The sequence below is a fragment of the Microbulbifer sp. JSM ZJ756 genome (assembly GCF_044383805.1).
GTDB classification, from domain to species: Bacteria; Pseudomonadota; Gammaproteobacteria; order Pseudomonadales; family Cellvibrionaceae; genus Microbulbifer; species Microbulbifer zhoushanensis.
In genome coordinates this window covers 747487-764637 of the sequence record NZ_JBISER010000001.1, presented here as the reverse complement: position 1 = coordinate 764637, position 17151 = coordinate 747487, and the positions used below count along the sequence as shown (strand labels likewise).

Sequence of the window (17151 nt, the reverse complement as noted above, 5' to 3'; positions counted from 1 at the left end):
TGAATATGGGTTTGGAAATGGATTGTAAAGTTGTACTGGTTACTGCGGATGCCCAGTTCGGCCGCCGCTGGGTGAATGAACTGGCACAGGTAGCGGAGAGCGATGAGGGTTCTCCGCTGGGCCTGGTGTTCAATTACTGCGAACCTGGCCAATTGCTGACGGAACAGCTGGGCGATGGCGCCACCCAGGTGGTGGCGCTGGATGACGGCGCGCTCGATGCCGACTCCCTGGTGGAGTGCTACCGCGAACTGCGTCGCCTGCGGGCAGAGATCGACTGTGTGCTGCTGACCGCGTGTAAGACGCCGACCGAGGAACGCATCTATGAGTGCGTCATCTCCCGGGCCGAATCCAACTATGGTGTGGTTTACCGGACACTGCGGCGAATCCTGCTGGAGCGCATCGCCACCCCGTTTGCCGACGCCCTGAAGGAATATGTTTATGCCGCGCGGGACTCCTGGCATACGCCCGGTCACTCCAGCGGCGACAGCCTCAGCTCCAGTCCCTGGGTGGTGGATTTCTATCGCTTTATGGGTGAGCACATCTTCAACACGGATCTGTCGGTCAGTGTGAAAATGCTGGACTCGCTGATGGATCCCATCAGCGTGATCCGCCAGGCCCAGAACCTGACTGCGAAAACCTTTGGGGCGAAGCACAGTTACTTCGTCACCAACGGCACTTCCACTTCGAACAAGATTGTACTGCAGCACCTGTTGCGCCAGGGCGATCGCGTAGTGGTTGACCGCAACTGCCACAAGTCTGTCCACCACGCGATGATCATGAGCGGCGCAGTGCCGGTGTACCTGGAGTCATCGGTGAACCAGCACTACGGTGTCTACGGCCCGGTGCCGAAAGCGAGCATCTTCCGGGCAATCGAGGAAAACCCGTCGGCGCGCCTGCTGGTACTGACTTCCTGCACCTATGACGGCCTGCGCTATGACCTGAAGCCGATCATTGAATTTGCGCACCAGCACGGCGTGTACGTGCTGATCGATGAGGCCTGGTATGCGCACGGGCGATTCCACCCGGAACTGCGCCCCACGGCGCTGGAGTGCGGGGCGGACTTTGTCACCCAGTCGACCCACAAGATGCTGTCGGCGTTTTCCCAGGCGAGCATGATCCACGTGGGCGAGAGCGTGGAGAATTTTGATGCAGCTGGCTTCCGTGAAGATATCAATATGCACACTTCCACCAGCCCGCAGTACGGGATGATCGCCAGCCTCGATGTGGCGCGCAAGCAGATGAGCATCGAGGGTTTCAATGTCATGAGCCGCACGCTCGGGTTTGCGGAAGAGATCCGCAGTTTCGTGCGGGAGTCCACCGCCTTCCGCTGCCTGGGCGTCGATGACCTGTGCAGTGAGGAGGTGGCGCAGGACGGCATTCGCCTGGATCCCACCAAGGTCACCATCGATGTCGGCTGCGCCGGCCTGTCTGCGCCCGCGGCGCAGTACCGGCTGTTCAATGAGTTTGGTATCCAGGTCGAGAAAAATACCCACAATACCCTGTCTTTCCTGGTCACCATCGGCACCACCGAGAGCAAACTGCTGCGCCTGAAACAGGCGCTGCGCAAGCTGTCGGAGAGCGCCGGCGATGCCGCCGGGGCCGACCGTGGCCAATCGCTGCCGCCACTGGCGGATATCGTTGCGCTGCCGCGCACGGCCTATTACGCCCGCGGTGAGTTACTGCCGCTGGAGCGCGAGGACATGTCCGCGCTGGTAGGCCGGATTTCCTGTGACGAAATCGTTCCCTACCCACCGGGCATCCCGCTGCTGGTGCCGGGGCAGGAAATCACCGCGGAGATACTCGCGGCAATCCAGTCCTATGTCTTCGAACGTGAGGACCTGGAAATGCATGGCGTACGCCATACCGGGGGCAGGGTGGCTTTGCGGGTGATGACCGATTCCGAAGCACAGCCTGCACGCCGCGAACTGCAGGATATCTGATCGGGAGATTACCCATGGAAGGACATGACAGGGACAGTAGATTGAACGAGCGGCAATACCCCGGATCGCACGGGCCATTGCAGTGGAGGGCCGGCTGCCAGCCGGCCCTCAGGCCGCACCGAAAAAGGTTCCTGGCATGTTTCTCGCCGCTGATTCTCGCGCTGGCCGCCTGTGCGGGCGATGACGTCTGGGCTGACGCCGGTTTCCAGCCGGTATCGGTACAGGGGGATGGTATCCGGGTCGAAATGAAATATTTTACTGGCGATAACCTGGTGGGTGAGCCGCTCGACGGTTACCGGGCCAACCACTGCCTGCTGGTCCCGGTTGCTGCCGAAGCCCTGCAAAAGGTCGCCGATGACCTGGCGAGGCGGGGGCTGGGGCTGGAAGTCTTTGATTGCTACCGGCCCCAGCGCGCGGTGGATCATTTCGTCCGCTGGGCCGGCGCGCCAGAGGACTTTTCCACCAAGTCGCAGTTTTATCCCCGCGAGAAAAAATCACAGATGTTCGAGCGCGGCTATATTGCCGAGCGTTCCGGCCACAGTCGCGGGGCGACAGTGGACCTGGGTCTGTACAACCTGCAGAGCGGGGAATCGCTCGATATGGGTACCGGCTTCGACTTTATGGACGAGCGTTCCGCGACTGCATTCGCGCTGGAAAACCCTGAAGCCGTGCGCAACCGGCAGTTGCTCAAAGATTCCATGGCGGCGCACGGATTCGTCAATTACGCCCAGGAATGGTGGCACTATACCTACAAGCCGGAACCCTGGCCGGAGCAGTATTTTGATATTCCAGTGGAGTGACAGCGGCCCCACCGAATAAATTTCCCGGCGGGAATTCCCGGTAAGTTTCTGTATCAATAGTTCGACAGCAGGGGTATTGGAAAATGCAAAGGCAATGGTTTGGTCGACTCTGCCTGGTCCTGGTGGCGCTGGTGGCCAGCGGCTGCCTGCAGGCAGAACAGGAGAATCCCCTGCTCACTGGCGCTGAGCGCGCCGACGCCTACCTGCCGCTGCTGGGCGATGAGCGGGTGGGCCTGGTGGTCAACCAGACTTCCCGGGTCGGCGACCGCCACCTGATCGACTTCCTGCGCGACCGGCAGGTAAAAGTGCAGAAGATATTCGCGCTGGAACACGGTATCCGTGGTGATGTGGAGAATGGCGGCAAGGTCGAGGGTGGGGTGGATGGCCCCACCGGACTGCCGGTGGTCTCCCTCTACGGTGGCAGCTATGCCCCCAGTGAAGCACAGGTCGCGGACCTGGACTGGCTGTTGTTCGATATCCAGGATGTGGGCGTGCGTTTCTATACCTACATCAGTTCCCTGCATTACCTGATGCAGGCCTGCGCCGATTACGGCGTGCCGCTGCTGGTGCTGGACCGGCCCAACCCCAATGGGGATTACGTGGACGGCCCGGTGCTGGAGCCGGACTTTCGCAGTTTTGTCGGCATGCACCCGATCCCGCTGGTACACGGGCTGACTGTGGGTGAGCTGGCGCAGATGATCAACGGCGAGGGCTGGCTGGAGGGCGGCGCGCAGTGCGAACTGACCGTGATCCCGTTGGCGGGCTACGAAAAATCCATGGCTTATTCGCTGCCGGTAAAGCCCTCCCCGAACCTCCCCAACGACCTGTCGGTTCGCCTGTACCCGTCACTGGGATTGTTTGAAGGTACCAGTGTCAGTATCGGTCGCGGGACCGATTTCCCGTTCCAGGTAATCGGCCACCCGGCTGACACTGTGGGTAAATTCAGCTTTACCCCGCGGCCGGTGCCGGGTGCCAGCGAAAATCCCAAGCACCGTGGCAAGCAATTGAGTGGGCAGGACCTGCGTAGAGAGCCGCTGTCGATCCGGTTTAACCTGGAGTACCTGGTGGACTGGCAAAAGCGTACGGGCGAGGGTGGCGAGCAGTATTTTTCCCGCCCCGGTTTCTTCGACAAGCTGGCCGGTACCGATGAGCTGCGCCGGGCGATCCTGGCTGGCCAGGGGGCAGAGGAAATCCGCCACAGCTGGCAGCCGGATATCCGCGCCTACCTCGAGCGGCGCCAGCCCTACCTGCTCTACCCGGAGGGCTGAGGCATGTTGCGGCAGCATATCGACCGGATCATGGCACTGCAGCCGCAGGGGCGGCTGGTATCGGTGGACCTGCTGCGCGGACTCGCTATCGCCGCAATGGTGCTGGTGAATAATCCCGGCAGCTGGTCCTACGTTTATGCGCCCCTGGCCCATGCCGATTGGCATGGCTGGACCCCCACTGATGTGGTATTCCCGCTGTTCCTGTTTGTGGTGGGCATTTCCCTGGTACTGGCGAACGGCAGCCGCAAGGCGTTCCCGCCGGTGGGCTGGCCACAATGGTCGCGGACTTTGAAGCTGTTCGGGCTGGGGCTTTTCCTGGCGGTATTTTTTTACAATTTCCGCGATGCTTCTTACAGCTGGCTGGAGGACCGCATCGAGGGCATCCGCTGGCTGGGTGTCCTGCAACGTATTGCACTGGTATATATCGTCACCTGTTACCTGCTGCGCTGGTGTTCGCCGCGCGCGCTTGCCGGCGTTGCAGTGCTCCTGCTGGCGGTGCCCTGGGGCCTGATGCTGCTTGTCCCTTACCAGGGGGCCGGCGGCGAAATATTCCTGGGGCAGCTGGAGTTCGGCAATCATTTTTCCGCCTGGCTCGACCAGCAGTTGCTCGGCAGTGCCCATGTCTATTACCGCACCGCTGAGCCTTTCGCCTTTGACCCGGAGGGGCTGCTGACCACCCTGCCGGCGGTGGCCACCTGCCTGCTCGGGGTCTTCGCCGGGTTGCAGTGGCGAAAGGCCGGGAAATCCATGGCAGAGCAGAGAACCCTCTGCCTGCAGTGGCTGCTGGCTGGCCTGGCTTTGCTGGCGGCAGGGCAGCTGATGCATCCCTGGATTCCCATCAACAAGGCCCTGTGGTCTCCCAGCTTTGTCCTCGTGACTGGCGGTGTATCCCTCATGTTGCTGGCGGGCCTTTACTTCCTGGCTGACATCAATGGTCACCGCCGCACGCTCGCGCCCCTGGCGGTTTTCGGGGTCAATGCGATCGCGCTGTTTATGCTGGCGGGTGTGGTTGGGCGCCTGCTGATCATGATCCCGGTGGGTGACATGACACTGAAAGGCTGGGTGTTCAACACGCTCTACCAGCCCCTGTTCGGCGGTTACGGAGGTTCCCTGGCATTTGCACTGACCTGCCTGCTGGTCTTCTATTGGGTGATGTGGCAGATGTACCGGCGGCAGATAATCTGGAAGGTATAGAACCAGTAAAGGATTCACGGCATGACTGAGGGGCAGGGAGCACCGATCATATCAGCGCTGCGCCGCGCCGTTGGCGCAGGACGAGTACTGAGCCGGCGCGAACAGGTAGCACCATTCGAGTGCGATGCATTGCCCGTTTACTGTGAGCGCCCCGTGGCCGTGGTGCTGGCCCGCAGTGAGGCGGATGTGGTGGCGACGGCGCGCCTGTGCCACCAGCACAGTGTGCCACTGGTCACCCGCGGGGCCGGCACCGGCCTGTCGGCAGGGGCAAAGCCCTATGGGCGTGGCGTATTGCTGGTGACTGCGCCGATGAGTGAAATCCTCTCCCTGTGCCCGGACAGCTTGACCGCCCGGGTGCAGCCCGGTGCCATCAATGAGCAGATCTCCCGTGCTGCTGCGGCACATGGCCTTTATTATGCCCCCGACCCCTCGTCCCAGATCGCCTGCTCGATCGGAGGCAATGTGGCGGAAAACGCCGGTGGCGTGCACTGCCTGAAGTATGGGGTCACGGTGCACAATGTGGTCGCCCTGCGCATTGTGACAATCGAGGGAGAAGTGCTGTCTGTAGGCGGTGATACATTGGCGCGGCCCGGCTATGACCTGCTGGCACTGGTGCATGGCTCTGAGGGATGCCTGGGTATTGTTACCGAAGTCACCGTGAAGCTGACGCCCCTGCCGGAGCAGACCCGCACCCTGATGGCTGACTTTCCGAGCGTCCGCGCCGCTTCCGATGCAGTTTCCGCAATCGTCCGTGCCGGTGTGATCCCGGCGGCAATGGAAATGATGGATGCCCTTGCCATCTCCGCGACAGAAGAGTTCTGCCACGCTGGCTATGCGCTGGATGCGGCGGCGATCCTGATTATTGACCTGGACGGCGCACCCGATGAGGTGGAGGCCGAACTCTCCCTTGTACGGGAGGAGCTGGGCCAGTCCGGGGCCAGCCGGGTGCAACTGGCGGACAGTGAGGCCCAACGGGCATTGTGGTGGAAGGGCCGCAAGAGCGCCTTTCCCGCCATCGGCCGCCTGAGTCCCGATTATTACTGCATCGATGGCACGGTACCGCGACACCGAATCGGCGATGTTCTCGAGGCCATTGACGCCTTTTCCCACCGTTACAATCTCCGTGTCGCCAATGTGTTCCACGCCGGAGACGGTAACCTGCACCCGATCATCATGTTTAATGGTGAGGAAGCCGATGCCCTCAAGCGGGTGGAACTGCTGGCCGCAGATATCCTCGAGTACTGCATCGAGGTGGGCGGCACGATTACCGGGGAGCACGGCGTGGGTATGGAAAAGATCAACCAGATGGCGGTGCAGTTTTCCGATGCGGAAATTTCCCAGTTCCTGGCGGTCAAGCAGGCCCTCGACCCCAGGGGCCTGTTGAACCCGGACAAGCTGATTCCTACCCTGGCGCACTGCCAGGAATACCGGGCGATCCGTGAGCAGCGACGGGACACGGGCAATGGCTGAGCACAATATGAGTGAGCAACTACAGCGGGCGGTGCGCCAGGCCCTGGAAAATCCCGCCGGCAAGGGCCTGCGGATCCGCGGTGCCAATACCCGTGCGCACTTGTTGCCGGGGGACTACACGGATGAGGCGGTACCGGTGCTCGATAGCAGTGCCCATTGCGGCGTGATCCAGTACCAGCCGGATGAACTGGTTTTGCGCGCGCGCGCCGGGACACCACTGTCGGAGCTGGAGTCCCTGCTCGCCAGCCACGACCAGGAGTTTGCCGCGTCAATGCCGCAGCCCGGTCTGGCCAGTACCCTCGGCGGTGCCATTGCCTGCGGCTGGGATGGTCCGGCGCGCCCCTATGGTATGTCCCTGCGCGACGCGGTGCTCGGTTGCCGCATGATCAACGGCCGTGGTGACCTGGTAAATTTTGGCGGGCAGGTGATGAAAAACGTCGCCGGCTACGACCTGGCACGACTACAGGCTGGTGCACTGGGTACCCTGGGCGTGCTGCTGGACGTTAGCCTGCGGCTGTTGCCGCGCCCCGAGACCAGTGCCAGCCGGTTCTTCCGGGTGACACCGGAAGACCTGCCGGAGTGGTGGCGCCGCGCGCGGGCCCTCGGGCCCCTGCTGCGGGGGACCTGTTATCTCGACGGGGAGCTGCACCTGCATTTGCGGGGCCGCGAGCGGGCGGTGTCCGCCGCGCTTGCTTCCCTGGGCGGGGAGCAAAGCCACCTGGACTGGCTCGCAGTGCGCGACCTGCGCCACCCGTTTTTCTGTACCGACCAGCTCGCCTGCGTAAACCTGCCGCCGCGTTCGCAGTTCCGGCCCGCGACCGGGGAGGCAATGGTGGAGTGGGAGGGCGCACGAGTCTGGGTTCGTGGCGGGGACCATCTGCAATTACAGCGGCAGGCGCGGGAGCAGGGCGGTTTCCTGCAGGTATTGCGCGGCAAGGCGCTGGCACTGCCGGCGCCTGCCAGGGACTGGCAGCGACGGGTCCGCAATGCCTTTGACCCCGCGGGCCTGTTCAATCGTGCCCTCTATTCAACCCATTTCCACGGTGCGGGAGACTGACGCATGCAGGTCAACATCATCGACGGCCTGCTCACTCCCGGTGATGCGCAACGGGCTGAAAAAGTACTGAATGCCTGCGTTCACTGCGGGTTCTGCACTGCCACCTGTCCCACTTACCTGCAGGAATACAACGAGCTGGACAGCCCGCGCGGGCGAATTTACCTGATCAAGGAGATGCTTGAGACAGGTACCTCCAGTGATGTCACCCGCCTGCATCTGGACCGCTGCGTTACCTGTCAGAGCTGTGAGACAACCTGCCCCTCGGGTGTCGAGTACCACAAGCTGGTGGCCATCGGTCGTGCCACCACCGAGCGACTGGCGCCGCGCGGGCGTGTGGGTGACGGCCTGCGCGCTTTATTGCGGAAGCTGATGCTGACTCCCGGTTTGCTGTCCTCGCTGCTGCGCCTGGGACGGTTTGCCGCCCCGCTGATGCCGCCACGGTTGCGGCGGGTTTACTTCCCCCGGCAAAAGGCGCGCAGCAGCGCTGCCAGCGCCCCGCGGGTTTCGGCGACGTCAGCCGAGGGCGGGGCGGTGATCCTGTTGCCAGGCTGTGTGCAGCCCGACCTGCGGCCAGGTATCGACGGGTCGCTCAGGCGCATCCTGTCCCACTGCCGGGTACCACTGCTGGCGCCAAGGGCCGCAGGTTGTTGCGGGGCCGTCAGTGCCCACACCAGCGCCCCGGATGAGGGAAGGGAATACGCACGCAACAACATCGACACCTGGTGGCCGATGCTGGAGCAGGCGGAAAGTGAGGGTGGCAGGGGTATCCGGGCGATCGTCTCGACAGCCTCCGGTTGTGGGGTGCAGTTGAAAGATTACCCGACATTGCTGGCCGATGACCCCTACTATGCGAAACGCGCGCAGATACTGGCGGATAAAATGCGCGACCCGGTGGAAGTGGTCAGAGACCTCATCAGCGAGGGACGCCTGGGTATCGATGCCACAAAACTGCCGGCACGGGCGGTATTTCACTGTCCCTGCACACTGCAACACGGCCAGGGGCTGGCAGGCAGTGTGGAACAGGTTTTCCAGCAGCAGGGGGTGGAATTGCCGGCGGTAAAGGATGCCCACCTGTGCTGCGGTTCCGCCGGAACCTATTCCATCCTGCAACCAAAAATCGCGCGCGCGCTGCGCCGGCAGAAACTCGAAAACCTGGAAGCGAGTGACCCGGAGGAGATCCTGACCGCCAATATCGGTTGCCTTTTGTACCTGCAGGGCGGTACCCGGCGGCCCGTACGCCACTGGCTGGAGGCCGTGGCTGCGGCGCTGGATTGACGCTGAGTCGAAAAGGGGGCTACTGCTGGTTACCGGTCGCAGCTCCGCCAGTTAAAGGTAAGTCTGGCCCGGTGGCCGGGCCCGACGGGAGGTTTGTTAAGGCGAGAGAGCCGGGCGGCGGGTCAGCCGTTGACGGCTGTGCCGGCACCACCACCCGGGCCCCCGGGGTCGTTATCCGCTTTGCCCAGTTTCTGCAGGGCCAGTCGCAGGAATCCGTCTGCCTCATCGAGGGCCTGCCGCGCAGCCTCGGTATCCAGGTCTCCCAGGATCATCATTATGGCAAGCTTGGCGTTGTGGTCGCACTGGCCCAGTACCTGGTCTGCCTCCTCGTAAGAAACGCCGGTTGCTTCCATCACAATCCGGCGAGTGCGGCCCACCAGTTTTTCATTGGTGGCCTGCACATCCACCATCAGGTTGTGGAAACTCTTGCCCAGTCGCAGCATGCTGGCAGTGGTCAGCATGTTGAGTACCAGTTTCTGGGCGCTCCCGGCTTTCATGCGGGTGGAACCGGTGAGGATTTCCGGACCTACTTCCGGAAGGATGGCAATATCGGCCTCTGTGGCGATGGCCGCCGCCTTGTTGCAGGAAAGTGCCACGGTTGTAGAGCCGACCTGGTTGGCATATTCCAGCCCGCCCAGCACATACGGGGTGCGACCGCTGGCGGCGATCCCCACTACCACATCCTCGGCGCGCAAATTTATGTCCTGGAGATCCTTGCGGCCCATGGCGGGATCGTCCTCGGCGCCCTCCTGGGCGCGGTAAACTGCCGCATCGCCACCGGCGATCAGGGCAACCACCATATCCTCGGGAACGCCGTAAGTGGGCGGGCATTCCACTGCGTCCAGGATCCCCAGCCGACCACTGGTGCCCGCGCCCATGTAAACCAGTCGGCCGCCACTCTTAAAGGCGCTCACGATACTCTCGACCGCAGCGGCAATTTCCGGCAACACTTTACCCACCGCCTCGGGTACCTCGCGGTCAGCACGATTGATTTTTTCCAGCACCGCGGACGTGGGTAGCAGGTCAATATCCTGCGAGTCCGGATTGCGCGCCTCGCTGGTCAGGCGACTCAGTTCCTGAATCAGATTTTGCTTCATCGCTATGGCTTCCACCTGTGTTCCATTTTGCTGTGTTCCATTTTGGTCGCTTCTGGTAATGGTAATGGCCCGGTTACGGATTCCCCTGCCAGTGGAGGCGAAGTGGGCGTGTTGGCCGGGGCAGCTGAACGGGGCAGGTCAGGCATGTTCCCGGACCTCCTGGCGGGCGAGGGCACAGGCGCCATCGAGCGCACTGCCCCGGGGCGGGACCAGCCGCGCCCGCAGGTCTGCCGGAAAGTGTGGCGCCAGGCGATCTGCCAGCCCCCCGAGCAGGGTCAGCGGCAGGTCGTCGTCGCCGAGGGCAGCACGAACCAGGCGCTCCACCTCGGCCACACGCTCGGTTACGATCGCCCGCGCACGGGCGCAAGCGGGCAGGTGTTCGAAGACGGCAGGAGCCAGCGCCGCGTACTCGTATGACCCTGCAGTCTGCAACCACGGTAATATCGATGCGCGATCACCGCCCACGCGCTGCATTATAGTGCGGCAGAAATCACTTTCGGCCCGGCCGTGCAGGTCCAGCTCCCACAGCAGGGCGCGCACCGCTCCCTTGCCGATGGCGGCTCCGCTGCCCTCATCACCAACCGCCAGCCCCCAACCGCCAAACTGGCGGCTGGTACCGTCGCGGTTCAGTCGCATCACCACCGAGCCGGTTCCCACCGCGGCCACCACCACCGGGGTGCCGCCGGCCGCGCCGAACAGTGACGTTATGGCATCGGAGCAGACCCGGACACTGCGAAAGCCCATGGATTCCAGGTGGCCCTGAAGCGATTCGGCCGCGGCGCTGTTACCGGCCCCGGCCACGCCGCAGGCGAGTGCGACCTGTTCTGGCGCCAGCTGCCGCTGTGCCAGCAATTGCCGGCACAGCGTGGTGATATTGCCAATGGCGCCGGACTGGTCCTGGGTCAGCGACGCCGGTCCACCGCGGAGTTCCAGTGTTTCCCCGTTTCCCTGGAGCCGGGCCAGTGTCTTGGTGCCACCGCCGTCGATGCCAATGCTCCAGTCGCTCATGCGCTGGCACTCCGCATTGGCTCCGCGGCCTTTTCGACGGCCGGTTTGCCCAGGCAGCAAAGGGCGAAGGCGATGGCTGTACCCAGGCAGAGCTGCCAGGTAAAAGCCAGCGCCACCGGGTTCTCGTCGCCGGTATAGAGGCTGATCATCCAGGGTTGCTGCAGCAGCGTGGCGACAAAACCGGCCGCCAGTGCCAGGGCGGCACTGGTGCCATTGCCGCGGCGGGTAAACAGCACGGTAAAGAAAACCCCCAGCAGGCCGGAGTAGGCAAAGACCATCACCGACAGGGCGAAAGTGAGTAGTGGCAGGTCGCTGACCTGTTGCCAGTAGAAGCACAGGATGGCCATACCGCTCAGAGCTGCCGCAATTGCCGCCATGGACACACGCCCGGCAACGACAAAATGCCGTGCCGGTTTGTCCCCGCCACGCTTTTCCTGCCAGGGGCGATAAAGGTCCTCGGTCAGGACGCTGGCCATGGAATTGAGGCTGGAGTTCAGCGTCGACAGGGCGGCGGCAATCACACCGATGGTAACCAGGCCACGCAGGCCGGCTGGCATTTCGTTCAGTACATAGTGCATGAACACGGTGATATCACCGCCGGAGGGTGTGGATACCGCCATACCCCCCATCAGCTCGGGGCGCTGGTAGAAAACATACAGCAGCAGGCCGATACCCATAAAGACAGCCATGACCGGTGCGACCATTACCACCGAGGTAATCATTGCCCGGGCACCGTCGCGCTGGTTCTTACAGGTCAGCAGGCGCTGGGTGACATCCTGGTCCAGCCCGAAGGCGGCGATGTTCAGCAGTACGAAGCCGGTAAAGGTGGACCAGATATTGAAGGGATCACCCAGGTCCCAGCTGGTATCCACCAGTGCCAGTTTGGATGGCTCTCCCCCGGCGGGCTGGTTCAGTGCGGCGAATATCTCCGCGGGACCTGTGGGAATCTGCCAGAGCAGCACTGCGATCACCGCGAACGCGGCACTGACATAAACCATGCACTGGAGAACGTCGCTCTGGATCACCGAGCGCACCCCGCCGACAAAGGTCTGCAAAAGGCCCACCAGGGTCAGTAGCAGGACCGCGAGCACCACGTGGTCGGAGTCGATATCGTTGAAGAGGATCATGGAAACGGCTATCGCCGCCATGTAAAGCCGGGCGCCGCTGGCGAAGACCCGCCCCAGCAGGTACATCCCCCCGGCCTGGTATTTCGAATTGGCGCCGAAGCGGGATTGCAGCAGCTCGTAGACGGTGGTGACCCGCTGGGCGTAAAACCGTGGGATCAGGTGGCGTGCCACGACCAGGGCCGCTAGCAGTGCGCCCAGGTTGGTGAACAGGTAGGTGAGATCGCCGCGGTAGCCCAGGTCCGGACCGCCAAGGAAGGTTGCCGCGGACTGGGTGGTAGCCAGCGTGGAAATGGCCACCATCCACATGGGCATACTATTGTGGGCGAGGAAATAATCGCGGCTGTCGTCTGCTCTCTGCCGGCTGAAATACCAGCCACTGGCCACCAGCACGGCGCCATAAATCGCAAAGATGGCCCAATCCAGGGCGGTGAACTGGAGATTCATAACCGGCATACCTGTCGATTCATATACTGGCGGCCAGCCTGGTTGGCACGCCATTCACCATGCAGTGAGTAATTATTCCTTAGTTATACTCTTATTGGTATCATTTATTCCTTTGCGGCGCAAAGGCTGCCAACCGGGGACCGCCCGCGGGGCACTGGCATGTTATCGTTGGCATCTTTTTCACGTTCGGGTTAGCCCCTGCAGAGAGAAATGGTTATGGGCTCAATCGCCAAGATCCGCACGATGCGGGAATCCATGTCCAATCATGAGCGACGTATCGCGGACTTCCTCCTGGAAAATGTCGAGGAAGTTCGCAGCCATTCGTCCAAGTCACTGGCAGAGTCCGTGGGCGTATCCCAGTCCAGCGTGGTGAAGTTCAGCCAGAAGCTCGGCTACAAGGGCTATTCGGACCTCAAACTCTCACTGACTGAATCGCTGGCAAGGACGTCGCTGCTGCCGAAAGTGATTCACGGTGACATTTCTACTGACGATGATCTGTCGACGGTGGCGCAAAAATTGATTGCGCGCAAAACCGTGGCCCTGAACGAGAGCCTCACCGTAAACAGCGAGGAGCACCTGCAACAGGCTGTGGAGCTGCTGCACAGTGCCGACAGGATCCTGCTCGCCGGGGTGGGCGCCTCATCGCTGGTGGCGCGGGACCTGGCATTCAAGCTGATGAAGCTGGGTAAGGCAGTGCTCGCGGAGAGTGACAGCCATGTCCAGGTGGCCAACGCTGCGACCCTGGGCAAGGGTGACCTGGTGTTTGCCATTTCCGAATCCGGCCAGACCCAGGACGTCCTGCAGGTGGCGGAGAACGGCCTGAATTGTGGGGCCGATGTGATTTCCCTGACCGGCTTTTCCCGCAATGCGCTGGTGGAACTGGCCGGGATTAACCTTTTCTGCGTCTCTGATGAGTCGGAGGTGCGCAGCTCTTCAATTCTCGCACGCACGGCGCAGCACATGATTACCGACTTGCTGTTTATCCTGGTTTCGCAGCGAGATGGGCAGGCGAAGGAGCTGTTCGAGCGCAGCCGGGCAGCGGTAAATGTGTTCCGGCGCGGCAAGGGCGGCAAGCGTACCCGGTGAACAGCGGGGTCGCGACTAGATACGGCGACGCATCCCCGGTGAGTTGTGGGTGCGACTAAGCTGTCATTTGTGGCAGGTGTCCTGCCAATCATCCCTTTAATTTTGCAATTGCACCGCTTTTCAGTCGCAAGGGTTGATGCGGGCGTGTAGGAATAATATATTCTTATCTGTTCCGTAAGCAGTGATATTTGGTCACAGCATCGAGCCAGTGTTACTGCCGGGGACGCCGGGTTTTCCTTCCGTTTGCTTCATTGCGGGAAATCCGGATTTTCACCTTGAACTGTCCAATTCCGTATTCTTCCGAGGTCGGGTTGGGTTTGAAGCGGTGGGCGTTGCCCACCGCTTTTTTGTGGGCTGTGATTTTCCGGAGTGGAGGGTGGACTGCGTGGGGGCGGGAGGCAACCAGGGGTTCCGGTGGCATCATGTCGGCTATCCCGGATTGCGACCACCGAGCTTTTTTCCCAACCAGGCTTGTAGCCTTTTCAGCTTGTGGGACAGTCGGCCGCGTTTCGCCTTGCGCAGTTTCTCATCTGCGTTTACCAGCCAGGCCACCTGGATAACATGGCGTTCGCCCTGGAATGGCAGATGACCGTGGAAAGAATTATCGGCCCTTTTGAAGGCCGCCAGTGTGCCATATACGGGGGGGATTTCAGGTATGACGGTATCGTCAAAGTCATCGATCCGATTGAGGAACCGCAGGCAACCATCGCGGCGGCCTTTCCAGTCCTGATTCAGGTAGAGCAGGGCGGTGGCTACCTTGGACTTGCCGTCAGTGTGGATCTTGCCATGGCGCTTCTTCAGCGTGCGTGAAATCGACACGTAGGTAGGGTATTGCGCCAGGTTGTCGATACCAAGCCTGTCGCCCAGTGCATTGGCAAACTCGTGATCGACCAGTCGTGCGACCAGGGCATTTACACTGTCTCCACACTGTTCAGCTTCATAGGGCAGGTAGCCTGCGCCTTTAAGCTTTGGGAAGTGGGCCGACACTGAGTCCATCATGCCAGTCGGCAGTAGGTTCCTTGCAACCAGGAAGTGGAAGGGTTCTGACCTGACAAGCGGTTCTGCATTGTTCAGCGAGGCTGGGGTCAGCCACTCAGCACATTCTTCGATTACAGCTGTCATCTTATTATGTCCTCTATGAGGCTGCCAATCAGCCCGAGCAGACCTTTTCTTGACGAGTGTCCCGTAACCCTTGTCGCGATTATTGTTTTAAGTGATTCGCAATAAAAAATTTATCAGAAGCCTGGGAAGAAGCCAATTGTGATCTCTTTTGGTGCGGTTTAATACCGCGCCAAAACACCTGTTGGGATATTGAGGATGCCCCGGCAGTGACCTGCTTGATGGGCAGGAACGCGGTTTTGGCCAGCGGGAGGGGTGCGCCGGCGATTCGTGCATCGCCGGCGCCAGGAGCTAGAGTAACTTGAGCAGGGCTTCTGCAGCCGCTTCCGAGGAGGCGGGGTTCTGGCCGGTTACCAAGTGGCCATCCTTTACAATAAAGCTTTCCCAGTCGCTGCCGCGACTATAGTTTGCGCCTTTTTCCTTGAGCATATCCTCGACCAGGAATGGTACGACATCGGTCAGTCCCACAGCATCTTCCTCGGAATTACTGAACCCGGTCACATTCTTGCCCTTTACCAGGGGCTGGCCCTCGCTATTCCCGGTATGCCGGAAGATGGCCGGGGCGTGACATACTGCTCCCACCGGCTTGCCGGTGGCATACATGGACTCAATCAGCTTGATGGAGTCCTGGTCTTCCGCGAGGTCCCAGAGCGGGCCGTGGCCACCGGGATAAAATACCGCGTCGAAGTCCCCCGGGTTGACACCTGACAGCTTGCCTGTATTTGCCAGCTGTTGCTGGGCTTCCTGGTCTTTGGCAAAACGCTCAGTGGACTCTGTCTGGAAATCGGGGGCATCGCTTTTCGGGTCCAGGGGTGGCTGTCCCCCCTGCGGGGATGCCAGGGTGATATCGGCACCGGCATCTTTGAATACATAGTAGGGGGCGGCAAACTCTTCCAGCCAGAAGCCGGTTTTCTCGCCGGTGTCGCCCAGTTGGTCGTGGGAAGTCAGAACCATCAGGATCTTCATCGTTCGGTTACCTCGATACTTGGTTGCAATTGTGGCGCACGGGTCGCCCCGAACACGGCGCACACTCTGTTGGCAATCATAGGCTGCCTGAGGTTCCTTTATTCGTGTATTTCAGCTTTTGGATTACCCCGTTGATGATTTGTCTGCAAGTGCGGTCTGTCGGTGAACTCTTTCGCTACCCGGGCCAAAGTGGTACTAATAAATGCTGCAAACGTAAAAGAAAAAGGCGTCAACTCCCATGAAAAGAATGATCTCCCTGGCCGGTATCGTCGGTATGCTGCTGTGTGGCGTGGTGACGGCGGCGGAAGACCGCCCGCTCGCCATCGCTATTCACGGCGGTGCCGGTACCATCGAGAAAAGCAAGATGACTGCTGAGCGTGAAAAAGCTTATCGCGCCAAGCTGGAGGAGGCCCTGGCAAAAGGCTATGCGATCCTGGAGGCGGGGGGCACCAGCCTGGCCGCGGTGACGACGGCAATTAATGTGCTCGAAGACTCGCCGCTCTTCAATGCCGGCCGGGGCGCCGTCTATACCTATGACGGCACCCATGAACTGGACGCCTCGATTATGGATGGGCGCACCCGTCAGGCGGGCGCTGTGGCCGGGGTATCCCGCATAGCCAACCCCATTGACCTGGCGCAAATGGTGATGGAGAAGTCACCGTTTGTGATGCTGGCCGGCGAGGGCGCAGAGGAGTTTGCCCGGGCGCAGGGTATGGCCATGGTCGAGAACAGTGTTTTTGATACCGAGCACCGGCGGCGGCAGCTGGACGAGGCGAAGCAGAAGCTGGACCGCAAGGGTGGTGACCAGGCCTCGGTAAACGCGCTGCCAGTGCCATACCGAATGGGCACTGTCGGCGCCGTTGCCCTGGATCGCGAGGGCAATATTGCCGCGGGCACTTCTACTGGTGGTATGACCGCCAAGCGCTACGGGCGTATCGGCGACTCGCCGGTGATCGGGGCGGGAACCTTCGCCGACAATGATTCGTGCGCTGTTTCCGCCACCGGACATGGGGAATACTTTATCCGTTTCAGTGTTGCCGCGGATATCTGTGCGCGGGTGCAATACCAGGGCAAGACTGTCCGCGAGGCAGCAGAAACCGTCATCAACGATGTGCTCAAACCGGTGGGCGGCACCGGCGGAGTCATCGTCCTCGATGCGCAGGGGAATGTCGCACTGGTATTCAATACCGCCGGCATGTACCGGGGCAGCCGGACCAGCAGCCAGCCGGCGAGCGTAGCGATTTTTGGGGAGTAATTCCCGCCCCGCGTGACTTGCAGGCCCCGCGGCCGATGGCCGCGT

The 17151-nt window shown here is 61.5% G+C and carries 14 protein-coding genes; 9 read left to right on the top strand and 5 right to left on the bottom strand.

Going from position 1 to position 17151, the window contains the following annotated elements:
- Positions 1-17 precede the first annotated feature (17 nt).
- From ACH6CX_RS03470 to glcF, 7 genes are all read left to right on the top strand, one after another.
- Positions 18-1940, top strand: coding sequence for an aminotransferase class I/II-fold pyridoxal phosphate-dependent enzyme (locus tag ACH6CX_RS03470; RefSeq protein WP_396674782.1), 1923 nt, complete (start codon positions 18-20; stop codon positions 1938-1940).
- A gap of 131 nt (positions 1941-2071) precedes the next feature.
- A complete protein-coding gene (locus tag ACH6CX_RS03465; protein ID WP_396674876.1) occupies positions 2072-2740 on the top strand; it encodes a M15 family metallopeptidase in 669 nt (222 codons plus the stop codon).
- An 83-nt stretch (positions 2741-2823) separates the two neighbouring features.
- Positions 2824-4008 carry an exo-beta-N-acetylmuramidase NamZ domain-containing protein gene (locus ACH6CX_RS03460; RefSeq protein ID WP_237061789.1) on the top strand — a complete coding sequence of 395 codons (1185 nt, stop codon included), beginning with the start codon at positions 2824-2826 and terminating at the stop codon, positions 4006-4008.
- Between the two features lie 3 nt (positions 4009-4011).
- Positions 4012-5202: an acyltransferase family protein gene (locus ACH6CX_RS03455; protein ID WP_237061787.1), complete on the top strand. Its 1191-nt coding sequence runs from the start codon at positions 4012-4014 to the stop codon at positions 5200-5202.
- 21 nt (positions 5203-5223) lie between these two features.
- Positions 5224-6672 carry an FAD-linked oxidase C-terminal domain-containing protein gene (locus ACH6CX_RS03450; protein WP_237061785.1) on the top strand — a complete coding sequence of 483 codons (1449 nt, stop codon included), beginning with the start codon at positions 5224-5226 and terminating at the stop codon, positions 6670-6672.
- Positions 6665-7729 (top strand): glycolate oxidase subunit GlcE, encoded by a 1065-nt coding sequence (glcE, locus tag ACH6CX_RS03445; RefSeq protein WP_237061783.1) that lies wholly within the window; start codon positions 6665-6667, stop codon positions 7727-7729. Before ACH6CX_RS03450 ends, glcE begins: the two co-directional genes overlap by 8 nt.
- Before the next feature lie 3 nt (positions 7730-7732).
- Positions 7733-9004 carry a glycolate oxidase subunit GlcF gene (gene glcF / locus ACH6CX_RS03440; RefSeq protein ID WP_237061781.1) on the top strand — a complete coding sequence of 424 codons (1272 nt, stop codon included), beginning with the start codon at positions 7733-7735 and terminating at the stop codon, positions 9002-9004.
- A 122-nt stretch (positions 9005-9126) separates the two neighbouring features.
- Here the strand turns inward: glcF and murQ are convergent, their stop codons facing one another.
- The 3 genes from murQ to ACH6CX_RS03425 all read right to left on the bottom strand — a co-directional run bounded on the left by murQ (position 9127) and on the right by ACH6CX_RS03425 (position 12680).
- Positions 9127-10101, bottom strand: coding sequence for an N-acetylmuramic acid 6-phosphate etherase (gene murQ, locus ACH6CX_RS03435; protein WP_237061779.1), 975 nt, complete (start codon positions 10099-10101; stop codon positions 9127-9129).
- Between the two features lie 138 nt (positions 10102-10239).
- Entirely contained in the window at positions 10240-11109 is an 870-nt protein-coding gene (locus ACH6CX_RS03430; RefSeq protein WP_237061778.1) for a BadF/BadG/BcrA/BcrD ATPase family protein, read from the bottom strand.
- Positions 11106-12680, bottom strand: coding sequence for a sodium:solute symporter (locus tag ACH6CX_RS03425; RefSeq protein ID WP_232942959.1), 1575 nt, complete (start codon positions 12678-12680; stop codon positions 11106-11108). Before ACH6CX_RS03425 ends, ACH6CX_RS03430 begins: the two co-directional genes overlap by 4 nt.
- Positions 12681-12896: 216 nt before the next feature.
- Between ACH6CX_RS03425 and ACH6CX_RS03420 the strand changes: the two genes are divergently transcribed.
- Positions 12897-13766 carry an SIS domain-containing protein gene (locus tag ACH6CX_RS03420; RefSeq protein WP_232942958.1) on the top strand — a complete coding sequence of 290 codons (870 nt, stop codon included), beginning with the start codon at positions 12897-12899 and terminating at the stop codon, positions 13764-13766.
- 429 nt (positions 13767-14195) lie between these two features.
- Here the strand turns inward: ACH6CX_RS03420 and ACH6CX_RS03415 are convergent, their stop codons facing one another.
- Positions 14196-14888 (bottom strand): 2OG-Fe(II) oxygenase, encoded by a 693-nt coding sequence (locus ACH6CX_RS03415; protein ID WP_232942957.1) that lies wholly within the window; start codon positions 14886-14888, stop codon positions 14196-14198.
- 288 nt (positions 14889-15176) lie between these two features.
- Positions 15177-15851, bottom strand: coding sequence for a type 1 glutamine amidotransferase domain-containing protein (locus ACH6CX_RS03410; RefSeq protein WP_232942956.1), 675 nt, complete (start codon positions 15849-15851; stop codon positions 15177-15179).
- Between the two features lie 238 nt (positions 15852-16089).
- On the opposite strand from ACH6CX_RS03410, the gene ACH6CX_RS03405 reads away from it, so the two are divergent.
- Entirely contained in the window at positions 16090-17106 is a 1017-nt protein-coding gene (locus ACH6CX_RS03405) for an isoaspartyl peptidase/L-asparaginase family protein (RefSeq protein WP_232942955.1), read from the top strand.
- Positions 17107-17151 lie beyond the last annotated feature (45 nt).